Origin of the sequence: Porcipelethomonas ammoniilytica (genome assembly GCF_025567485.1) — a bacterium.
GTDB classification, from domain to species: domain Bacteria; phylum Bacillota; class Clostridia; order Oscillospirales; family Ruminococcaceae; genus Porcipelethomonas; species Porcipelethomonas ammoniilytica.
This window is the reverse complement of sequence record NZ_JAOQKH010000028.1, coordinates 1-10,488: the sequence shown is the minus strand read 5'-3', so window position 1 is coordinate 10,488 and position 10,488 is coordinate 1. Positions and strand designations below refer to the sequence as shown.

Below are 10,488 nucleotides of genomic sequence, written 5' to 3'. Positions count from 1 at the left end.
CCCATTCATTTTGAAAAATCTTTACTTTAATCTTTTTTCTTTTCGCCTTTTTCTGTCCAACTTATTGACTATGGTCCACTTTTGGGCTACATACTTAAAATATTCTTCTTTCTTGTTCATTGGTTTACTCCTTTAATTTATATATTTTAATCCCACTTTCTCTTTCCATTCTTCATACGGCTTACGATATATTTCAAATTCCGTATGGCTCATTTCGCAGGACACTGCAAAAGGGTATTTGCCTTGCTGGATCAGGGCTTTAATTTTTGTTGGAGACGTTTTTACACCACATCTTCTTAAATCTTCATACAGTTCCAGAGCTGTTAATGTGGGTTTATATTCTGTTGTTTCTGTCATAATAATCACCTCCTTTATTTATCTGGTATTTATTGACATATTTCACCAAATATTTTATAATAGTAATATTAAATTTAGAAGGTGGTGAAATTATGTATACACTTAAATTCTTAAAAACAGACGGCAAACCAGTAATGTTTGATTCAATTAACGAAATAAGAGTTGGCAACTCTTATTCAGCACTGGAAACTGTTAAGCAGGAAAACATCTTTAATTATGTATTTCCTACTCAGGGATTTTTCCAATTAATCGGAAACAATATTAATGTTACTTATTATGCCGATTCAAACACAACGGGTGTAATTGTTTTAAAAGATTAACACTTTATAATTATCTCCATGCTTCCGACATGGGGGTAATTTTTTTGAATCTCAACGATTTCTTTTATAAGTGGGTTAACTTTCTTTCTGAAACGTCTTGGCTTTTTAGATGCTTTAATTTCAATTTTTATCATTTTTTACCTCCTAGTCTTTGTTTTCAATATCAATCTTAATTTTCATAATTTTCTCCTTTACGCTGACTTGGATTCTGTTTCTTGCCCTCCTTGTCAGATTATGGTATAATCTGTTTGAGAGGAGGTGAGAGTATTGTCTGATAATGGATTTACTTGGAATGATTTAAACGATATTTCTTGGTATGAATTAGGTTCATTAGGAATTACAATGGATGATTTAAAACTTCCTAAATTAGAACTGCTTAAAAAAATTCAAATCCAAGATATCCCTGTTTCACCAAGTATTTACGAAAAGTTTAAAAAGATATGTGAATGTGTTCCAGACGATTTTACTTCCAAAATATCCGTAAAAAATTCTGCTAAAAAAATTGTTGAAGCAATTATTTTTATTGTAGAAGCATTAGAACATACGGAATGGGTTACGGAACACTTACAAGAAATGAAAGAAATAATCGATTCAATTATTAATTACTTTTCTTGATTTCGTATACAATATCTTCTTTAATTGAATCAAGTTGCCAATAAATCAAAAACGTTGCAGTCATTAAATGTAACGTATCTAAATCATTTGTTATAAACGCTCTCACAGCTAATACGCCTGACACTATCCAAATAGCCGTTTTTTCTAACGCTTTAATAATATCATCTCCTTTATGCGACTTGGTTTCGTTGCAATTAGATTCAAATAGGTAACCTCGGCAATATCGAACGTTTCTTTGTCCGATTTTATATCGCAATGAACGTTCATTCATACCGATTACACTTGCAACAGAATTAATTGTCATATGATTTTCATAAATTACATTTTCAAGATTTTTATACATATAAAACCCTCCATTTTTATTTTTTGATTACGATTATCGTAATCTACGTTTTTATTTTATCACGATAATTAGTAATTACCAATGACATTTTACGTAATATCGCTGTTCAATTAGACTAAATTACGAAAATTCGTATTTTATTGTTGCATTTCTTTTTTTTGCATGCTATAATTAACAAGAGGTGATAATATGGCTATTGGAAAAATACTTTCCGATGTATTAAAAGAAAGGAATACAACAGTTACTGATCTAGCACGAAATATAAATGTTGCACCCACAACAATTTACAGTATCATAGAAAGAGATAATATGAAAATTGATATCTCGGTTTTAATTAAGATTTGCAAATCCTTAGATGTTGATATAGAAATGTTTTATAAAGATTATTTAGATAATAATGATTCAGATAAAACAGTAAGTGAAATAATGTTTAAGTATAACCAGCTCAATGATGATGGCAAGGCTAAACTTAACGAACGCCTTGATGAACTTCTGGAACTTCCTAAATACAGGAAATAAAAATCAAATAACCGTATTTTTGTTAATTTTTGTCACATTTTTACAAAATAGTGCTAGATATTTCTTGTATTACACTAATTGCTAAATATTACCATATATGATACAATTTTAATAAATAAATTATTTTAGGAGTGTTATATATGAAGGTAAAAAAATTATTAACAGTGCTATTGGCAGCTAGTTGTTTAACCTCAGCTTTTACAATGAGCGTTACACCTGTCAATGCATTTTCACCAAAAACTATTATATCAGTAGTAGATGTTCCTGAATTTAGTGACGAACCGTATGTAGAGATTAATGGTAACAAGCCTTATTTTACTGATTCTGATATAACTACTGATACGTTTGAAATTTACAGTGAACTTGATTCGTTGGGAAGATGTGGCATAGCCTATGCTAATGTTTGTACCGATATTATGCCAACTGAACCAAGAGGGGAAATTGGTTCAGTAAAGCCGTCAGGCTGGCATAGCGTAAAATATGACTGCGTTGATGGTAAATACTTATATAATCGTTGTCATTTAATAGGCTATCAACTTGCCGGAGAAAATGCAAATGAAAAAAACTTGATTACCGGAACAAGATATCTTAATATTGATGGTATGCTTCCTTTTGAAAATGCAGTAGATGATTATGTAGATGAAACAGATAATCATGTTTTGTATCGTGTTACTCCTGATTTTGAGGACAATAATCTTGTTGCAGACGGTGTACAGATAGAAGCATATTCTGTAGAAGATAACGGAGAAGGTATCTGCTATAATGTATATTGTTATAATGCACAGCCTGGTATTGAAATAGACTATAAAACTGGTTCAAGTTCTTTGGCAAGTTCGACTGTATCTGCAACAGGTGTAAAAGGTGATGCTAATGGTGATGGATATCTTCGTGCAAGTGATGCCGCATTTATTGCCAAAAAATTAGCTGAAGCAGCAATTAGCGGTAATTCAGTAACTATTGCAAAATATCCTAATGCCGATTATAACAATGATGGTAAAATAACGGCGGCAGATTCCGCTGCAATTGCAAAATACCTTGCCTCAAAAAACGTTCCAGTCGTTACGACAACTAAGAAAACAACAACTCCTACTACTAAAACAACAGTTAAAACTACTAAAAAAACGACGACTACAACGGTAAAAAGTGTTCCGTCAGTTGTTTATATAACAAAAACGGGCAAGCGCTATCATTATAACAGTAAATGTAATGGTGGTACATATTACGAATGTTCTTATGCTGACGCCATAAAAAAAGGTCTTACACCTTGTAACAAATGTGTTAAATAAATTTTCTTCCCCTCGTCAGAGGGGAATTTTATTAGATAAAATGCAAATCATAACAACACGACCTTTCGTATTTTTTGTCGAATCCGGATTACAGTTATTATTATACTCGGCAAATTTCAGATTGCAATAGTTTTGGCACGGAACTAAAAAATTGCGTCTCGGTAAATTTTGGGCACGAAAAAATATAGTTTTATTTGTGCAAGATAAACAATAAAATTTACATTTATACCCAATAAAAAATAACGCCCTGCAAATATACAGAGCGTTATTAGTTGTAGTTCCAATCAAAAGGATATTGATTGACTATATAATCATATCACTTTTGAAATATTATGTCAAGGAGTGATTTTATGGGACGTCCAAAGAAAGAGAAACCTAACCATGCAACTGGAATGTATGAAGTAAAGGTTACTGTCGGTCATACGTTTGACGGTAAGCCAGTACGTAAAAGTTTTTACAGTTCTGTGAGTAAAGAAGCCGCCAAAGCAAAAGCTGAACAATATAAAATCGATCAGGCTGTTGCAGAACAAACGGGAGAAACTTTTGTGAGAAAAGAAGAATGTTTTGATACATGGGCTATAAAGCGGCTTGATACTTATAAACAAGGCAAGGTAAAAGAACATACTTATGAATTCACATATAAAAAGAATGTTGAAAAATATCTTATACCCTTTTTCAAACATGCCAAACTTAAAAACATAAAGCAAATTGACATTCAAAAATATTTCAACAAAGTAAAAAATCTTGAAAGCAACTTGCCACTCTCAAATTCTGTATTGAATAAGCACAAAATGATTCTTAAATCAATTTTTGACGCGGCAATTGACAACGACTTATGCTATAAAAATCCCGTAAAGAATATAAATTTCCCAAATGTTTCGATAAAAAAGCAACGTCCTGTATATACTTTTCAGGAAGTTGAAAAACTTGAAAAGTATGCAATAAAGCAAAATCGATATGATATTATTTTACTGTTGGGAACGGGTATGAGACGTTCTGAACTTATAGGTCTAATGTGGGATGACATTGATATGACTAACAAAACAATTCATATTCAAAGAGCCGTCACGCAAACAACAGGTAAAATTGTTATTGGTGAGACAAAATCTGAAACATCAAACAGATATATTCCTATTAGTGATAGCCTTATTTCCGTAATTAATTTAATTCCCAGAGAATCAGAATACGTAATATCAGGTGAAAAACCTGACAAACCTATTGTACCGCATTCTTACGCTGATAAGTTCGAACGTTTTATGGAAAAAGCAAGTAAAGAACTTAATATACCAAAGCTTACACCTCATGAGCTTAGGCATACCTATGGAACTCTTCTCCGTGAAAAAGGTGTTGATATTTATACAATTCAAAAGGTCATGGGTCACTCTGATATTTCTGTCACAGCTGGTACTTATGTGCACAACGACATTGAAGTACTCAGAAAACAGCTAAAAATTGACGATTGACCTGTTTTTACTACGACACTACTACGACATAAAAAGTCGTTTTTATTAGTTTATTTTAATTTATCCAAAATGAAAAGCTGCGTAAACACGCCATTTTCAGCATATTTACACAGCTTTCTTGGTGGAGGCGACGAGAGTCGAACTCGTGTCCGAAAATCTATCCGTACAACTTTCTACGAGTGTAGTTTACCTTTTAAAATTCCTTAAACTGACCGCCGATAAACAAGCTGTCAGTATCAGTAGTTCCTGATACATTCATACCGTCCGGAACAATACGGAAGAACGTTCACCACTAATCGATGCCCAAGCTTTTGCCGTGGTACTCAAAAGGAGGACAGTAGCAGACTTAGGCTGCTACCTGTAAGTTTCTTGTGCTTACAGTAATATTATTTCTAGCGTTTATATTTAAACGTGGTGCAATTTAAAGAGTGAACACCGTCTCTACTCGCTTATTGCAGTTCAAAATCCCCGTCGAAACCTTTACGCCCCCATTAATAATTATTTTTTACAGCCCTTTCAATCTGACGCTTAGCATCTTTCCTTGCGGCATCTTCACGCTTGTCATAAAGCTTTTTACCCTTGCATAATCCAAGCTGAACTTTAACGATTGAGCCTTTAAAATAAAGTGAAAGCGGAATCAAAGTAAGTCCGTCCTGTTTGATCTTACCGAAAAGACGGTTAATCTCTTTGCGGTGCATAAGCAATTTTCTGACTCTCATAGGATCACGGTTAAAAATGTTCCCTTTTTCATAAGGAGATATATGCATTCCTTTAATAAAAAGCTCGCCATTATCAATTGAACACCAACTGTCTTTCAGATTAACCTGTCCCAATCTCAGAGATTTTACCTCAGTTCCCATTAATTCAATTCCGGTTTCCATGCTTTCAAGTACGAAATATTCATGCCTTGCTTTTCTGTTTTCTGAAATAGTTTTAAAGTTTTCTGTTTTCAAGTGAATACCTCCGTTCTTTTGAAAGTACTTTATTATATAATATTTATTTGCATTTGTCAAGTGAATATTAAAATTTTTTATGATCTTTCTTTTATTTCCTTTTCATTTTTTTGTGACGTATTGCAAAATTATAAATTTTATGCTATAATAATCGTAAACATTTAAAATATTTCAGTTAATACCGTACAAAAATTGTGCGAGGGTAAATAAGGAGTAGATTTACATGGGATTTAAAGATATGGAAAAAAGCAAGCTTGACGCCATGAAAAATCAGTGGGATGAAGAATATAAAAAATTTAAGGCAATGAAACTTAACCTAAATATGGCAAGGGGTAAGCCGTCTCCGGAACAGCTTGAACTAAGCATGGATATGCTTGATACTATTAACAGCCAAAGCAGTCTTATCGGTTTAAACGGTGATGACTATAGAAATTACGGTCTTCTTGACGGTATACCGGAAGCAAAAACGATTTTTTCAAAAATGCTCGGAGTTTCTGAAGACGAGGTAATTGTCTGCGGAAATGCAAGCCTTAATATAATGTACGACATAATCTCTACATCGTTTCTCAAAGGAGTATGCGGGAACACACCATGGCATAAACAAGAAAAAGTCAAATTTTTGTGTCCTGTTCCTGGATACGACAGACATTTTTCAATTTGCGAAACATTTGGTATTGAAATGATCAATATTCCGACTTTTGAAACAGGTCCGGATATGGATTTAATTGAAAAATTAGTTTCTGAAGATGACGCAATAAAAGGCGTATGGTGTGTTCCGCAATACTCCAATCCCACAGGATATGTGTACAGTGATGAAACTGTAAAACGCTTTGCAGCTCTCAAGCCGAAGGCATCAGATTTCAGAATTTTCTGGGACAATGCTTATTGTATTCATCATCTTGTTGATTCTCCGAAAAAGCTTCTTAATATTATGGACGAATTAAAGAAAAACAATAATGAAGATATGGTTTATATTTTCGGATCAACGTCCAAAATCACTTTTGCCGGATCAGGTGTGGCAGTTTTAGGAACAAGCAGAAATAATATTTCCGAACTGACTAAAGTCATGACAATGAGAACTATCGGGTATGATAAAATAAATCAGCTCAGACACGCAAAATATTTCGGCAGCTATGAAGGTCTTCTTGAACATATGAACAAGCACAAAAAATTATTGGCTCCGAAGTTCAATGCCGTAACAGAAATATTGGAAAAAGAAATAGCGCCACTTGAAATCGGCAGCTGGACAAAACCGGAAGGCGGATACTTTATCTCTTTTGATTCACTCCCCGGCTGTGCAAAGAGAATCGTTGCACTGTGCAAGGACGCCGGAGTAACGCTTACCGGCGCCGGCGCCACTTATCCTTATGGCAAGGATCCTGAAGACAAAAATATCAGAATAGCTCCGACCTATCCGTCAGTCGACGAATTGACAAAAGCTATGGAAATCTTTTGTCTTGCTGTTAAAATTGCAAGCGCTGAAAAGGTTTTATAAGAACTTTATAGGGTAATTATAATTAATTACCCTATTGTTTTTTTGTTGAATTTCTACAAATAATGTATGTTTTTTTGAAAAAAATTCATATATTTATTGACTTTTATTAATCAATAAAGTATAATAAATTTATATAAATAAACGTAAGAGGAGGAATATAATATGATAAAAAAATTAAAAAAAATGCTATCATTATTAAGCGCAGCCGCAGTAACGGCTTCTGCATGTGTATTTACTGTTCCCGCAAACGCTGTGACTGCTCCGCTGTTTTACAGTGAATGCGAAGACCTGGAGCTTGCCGGAGATGCTCAAATTACAGATAATGTATATGGAGGATATAATACAGGTTTTTCCGGAAAAGGCTATGTATGGATTCAGGGTAACGGTAGTTTTTCATTTGAAGTTGACGCTCCTGAAGATGGAATGTATAATCTTGAGGTACGTTCATGGCAATATCTTGATGAAACAGGAAGAGTCCAGTCTTATAGCGTAAACGGCAATAAAGGTACATCATATTTAATGCCTCATTCAGATACTTTTACTGACTATTCAATGGGACTTATAAGGCTTAATAAAGGTACTAATGAAATTAAGATTCAATCCGGTGACAATGTAGGATATGGATATGCACTTTACGATACAGTTACTGTTACAAAAGCAGTAATGCCTGAACTTAATATAAAACCTGTTCTTTCTGATCCTAACGCTACAAAAGAAACTCAGGGACTTATGAATTATCTCTGCGATATGTACGGAAAGCATATTATATCAGGTCAGCAGGAAATTTACGGAAACGGTCATACGGTAGATCAACCTGCCGGATACAGCGGCGATGACCTTTTAGGATATGAATCTGAATTTGAATGGATAAATAAAAATTTCGGAGTTTATCCTGCAATCAGAGGATTTGATATGATGAACTATAATCCTCTTTACGGCTGGGACGATGGAACAACCGAAAGAATTATTGAATGGGGAAACGAACGAAACGGTATTCCTACAGTTTGCTGGCATATCAATCTGCCAACTGATTTTGCAAACTATGAAATCGGAGAACCGGTTGACTGGTCAGCGGCAAGCTATAAGCCAAACAGTTCATTCAGTGTGGCAAATGCAACTATTGAGGGTACCAAAGAATATGAGTATGTAATGCTTACAATTGAAGCTCTTGCCGAACAGCTTCTCAAGGTTCAGGAAGCCGGAGTACCGATAATTTTCAGACCTTATCATGAAGCTGAAGGTAATCCGGGAATTGGAAACGCATGGTTCTGGTGGGGACAGGAAGGTCCTGAACCATACAAAGCTCTTTGGAAACAGCTCTATACAACCCTTACTGAAGAATACGGTCTTCACAATCTTATATGGGAATTCAACAGCTATACTTATTCTTCATCGCCTGAATGGTATCCCGGTGACGAATGGGTTGACATGGTAGGCTTTGACAAATATAATTGTATATATAACAGAACTGACGGTCTTTCCGATTGTCCTAATGAAGATGCTATTTCAGATACATTCTACAATCTTGTAAATCTTACAGATAACAAAAAACTTGTTGCAATGCCGGAAAACGATACAGTTCCAAGTCTTGAGAACATGCTTATCGAAAAAGCTCATTGGCTGTATTTCTGCATCTGGTACGATAACGGCTCGGATAATTTCCTTACCGGTAAAAACAAGAATAATTATGATACACTTAAAGAAATTTATCAAAGTGATTACTGTATTACATTAGACGAACTTCCCGACTGGAAAAATTATGAATATAAGGGTCCAGAGCCTGATATTGACTTCATTCCCGGCGATGTGAACGGTGATGAAAAGGTTAATGTATTTGATTCTATAGCACTAAAAAAATATATAGTTAATAGCTATATGATCGACAATGCACTTCAATATCCTGTCCTTGCACCAAGTCCTGCTGATACAAACGGTGACGGACTTGTTGAAATTGCCGATTTGGTACTTTTAAATCAATGGCTTGTGGGCATGGATGTAGATATAACATATTATGTCGCACCTCCTGAAACAGATGAATAAAATAAATTTCTGTTCCTAATGACATTCTTTCAACTGTTTTATTAACTAAAATACTTCTTTGTTTAAAATTAATTTCCTACCACTCCATATTACACCAACTCTCATATCTTTTATCGTATTTTCAGAAAGATTTCCCTTACCGTCTTTTTTACCTGTTGATTGAAACGCAAAACACAAAAAGACCATTTAAAGAGTAAAAAACTCCTTAAATGGTCTTTAATTATTGTATTCACATCGCTTATTTTATACTTTACATTGACAAAATATTCTGTTTTCTAGTATCGGACAATAATCAAAATGTGGTTTTATTATATACATTTACTAATTCCCTTAATAATTTTATGCATTTAATTATATTAGTCACACCATATTTTGTCAATAAATTATTTTATTATACATTAAAAGCCCGGTTATTCACCGAGCTTCAATGCGTAGAAAAAATATTTTGTGCTTTCTTATAATATTTCAGCTTTCGCTGATATTTACATTATATCATATATTTTTTACATAGTCAACACTATTTCATCATTTTATTAGAAATTATTCTTACCACATAATATATAACTGATAATTTCCTCCACCTAGTTCTTTGCATGTAACTGTTATATCATAATATGTTGATATTATTTCCTTAACTTCCTTTTCATTATATCCATGATGAATCATAAGTGATGCTTTTTCTTCCTCCACCATCATATATAAAGCACAGTAAGAATCCTCAACTAACTCATCAGCTGTCCATAGAATACCTGCCGGAAGAATAGGATCGTTATGTTCCTTATAATATTCAATGTTTGGAATATAATCAGCAGGAAGATTCCAACCATAACCGTCCCATGGGTCTACCGTATCATCATATATAATCTTTGTTATTCCGTATTCTGCTGCTGCCTTATACTTTATGCAATCATTTACATACTTCTTTATTCCGCTGAATTTATTCAGGTCATAATTCTTCTTGTTTGGTTCTTTAAGCTTTACTGTGGTTTTTGTAGTTTCTGTTTTATTTTCATTCGGCGCCGTTGTATGTTCTATTATACTTAACTTTGCTAAAAAACGTGCTATTTCTGCACAGTCCAGCGCTGTTACTTTTCCGT

General features: G+C 33.8%; 13 protein-coding genes and 1 other RNA gene. 7 read left to right on the top strand and 7 right to left on the bottom strand.

Annotated elements, in window-relative coordinates; translation table 11 throughout:
- Nucleotides 1–132: 132 nt before the first annotated feature.
- Nucleotides 133–357 (bottom strand): hypothetical protein, encoded by a 225-nt coding sequence (locus OCV67_RS12220; protein ID WP_147644233.1) that lies wholly within the window; start codon nt 355–357, stop codon nt 133–135.
- Between the two features lie 92 nt (nt 358–449).
- Here OCV67_RS12220 and OCV67_RS12215 point away from each other — a divergent pair, with 92 nt between their 5' ends.
- Nucleotides 450–677 carry a hypothetical protein gene (locus OCV67_RS12215; protein WP_147644232.1) on the top strand — a complete coding sequence of 76 codons (228 nt, stop codon included), beginning with the start codon at nt 450–452 and terminating at the stop codon, nt 675–677.
- Here OCV67_RS12215 and OCV67_RS12210 read toward each other — a convergent pair.
- The gene (locus OCV67_RS12210; protein ID WP_178085137.1) at nt 674–811 is read right to left on the bottom strand and encodes a hypothetical protein; all 138 of its coding nucleotides are present in this window, start codon (nt 809–811) and stop codon (nt 674–676) included. The genes OCV67_RS12215 and OCV67_RS12210 overlap by 4 nt on opposite strands.
- A 133-nt stretch (nt 812–944) precedes the next feature.
- On the opposite strand from OCV67_RS12210, the gene OCV67_RS12205 reads away from it, so the two are divergent.
- Nucleotides 945–1,292, top strand: a complete 348-nt coding sequence (locus tag OCV67_RS12205; protein ID WP_147644231.1) for a hypothetical protein — start codon at nt 945–947, stop codon at nt 1,290–1,292.
- Here the strand turns inward: OCV67_RS12205 and OCV67_RS12200 are convergent.
- Entirely contained in the window at nt 1,276–1,635 is a 360-nt protein-coding gene (locus OCV67_RS12200; RefSeq protein WP_147644230.1) for a hypothetical protein, read from the bottom strand. The two genes, OCV67_RS12205 and OCV67_RS12200, sit on opposite strands and share 17 nt — an antisense overlap.
- Before the next feature lie 189 nt (nt 1,636–1,824).
- On the opposite strand from OCV67_RS12200, the gene OCV67_RS12195 reads away from it, so the two are divergent.
- From OCV67_RS12195 to OCV67_RS12185, 3 genes are all read left to right on the top strand, one after another.
- A complete protein-coding gene (locus OCV67_RS12195) occupies nt 1,825–2,154 on the top strand; it encodes a helix-turn-helix domain-containing protein (RefSeq protein WP_147644229.1) in 330 nt (109 codons plus the stop codon).
- A gap of 203 nt (nt 2,155–2,357) precedes the next feature.
- The gene (locus tag OCV67_RS12190; protein WP_449580835.1) at nt 2,358–3,440 is read left to right on the top strand and encodes a DNA/RNA non-specific endonuclease; all 1,083 of its coding nucleotides are present in this window, start codon (nt 2,358–2,360) and stop codon (nt 3,438–3,440) included.
- Nucleotides 3,441–3,790: 350 nt separating this feature from the next.
- Entirely contained in the window at nt 3,791–4,903 is a 1,113-nt protein-coding gene (locus OCV67_RS12185; protein ID WP_178085136.1) for a tyrosine-type recombinase/integrase, read from the top strand.
- Nucleotides 4,904–5,022: 119 nt separating this feature from the next.
- Here the strand turns inward: OCV67_RS12185 and ssrA are convergent.
- Both ssrA and smpB read right to left on the bottom strand, forming a co-directional pair.
- Nucleotides 5,023–5,393: a transfer-messenger RNA gene (gene ssrA, locus OCV67_RS12180) on the bottom strand.
- Between the two features lies 1 nt (nt 5,394).
- Entirely contained in the window at nt 5,395–5,862 is a 468-nt protein-coding gene (smpB, locus tag OCV67_RS12175; RefSeq protein WP_394802707.1) for an SsrA-binding protein SmpB, read from the bottom strand.
- A 217-nt stretch (nt 5,863–6,079) separates the two neighbouring features.
- On the opposite strand from smpB, the gene OCV67_RS12170 reads away from it, so the two are divergent.
- On the top strand, nt 6,080–7,351 hold the full coding sequence (locus OCV67_RS12170; protein WP_147644225.1) for an aminotransferase class I/II-fold pyridoxal phosphate-dependent enzyme: 1,272 nt from the start codon (nt 6,080–6,082) through the stop codon (nt 7,349–7,351).
- Between the two features lie 162 nt (nt 7,352–7,513).
- Entirely contained in the window at nt 7,514–9,391 is a 1,878-nt protein-coding gene (locus OCV67_RS12165) for a glycosyl hydrolase (protein ID WP_147644224.1), read from the top strand.
- A gap of 45 nt (nt 9,392–9,436) precedes the next feature.
- On the opposite strand, the gene OCV67_RS12160 is transcribed toward OCV67_RS12165, so the two are convergent.
- Together OCV67_RS12160 and OCV67_RS12155 are read right to left on the bottom strand one after the other, a co-directional pair.
- On the bottom strand, nt 9,437–9,577 hold the full coding sequence (locus tag OCV67_RS12160; protein ID WP_262644622.1) for a hypothetical protein: 141 nt from the start codon (nt 9,575–9,577) through the stop codon (nt 9,437–9,439).
- A gap of 360 nt (nt 9,578–9,937) precedes the next feature.
- On the bottom strand, nt 9,938–10,488 hold a 551-nt coding region (locus OCV67_RS12155), incomplete at its 5' end, for a hypothetical protein (protein ID WP_178085135.1).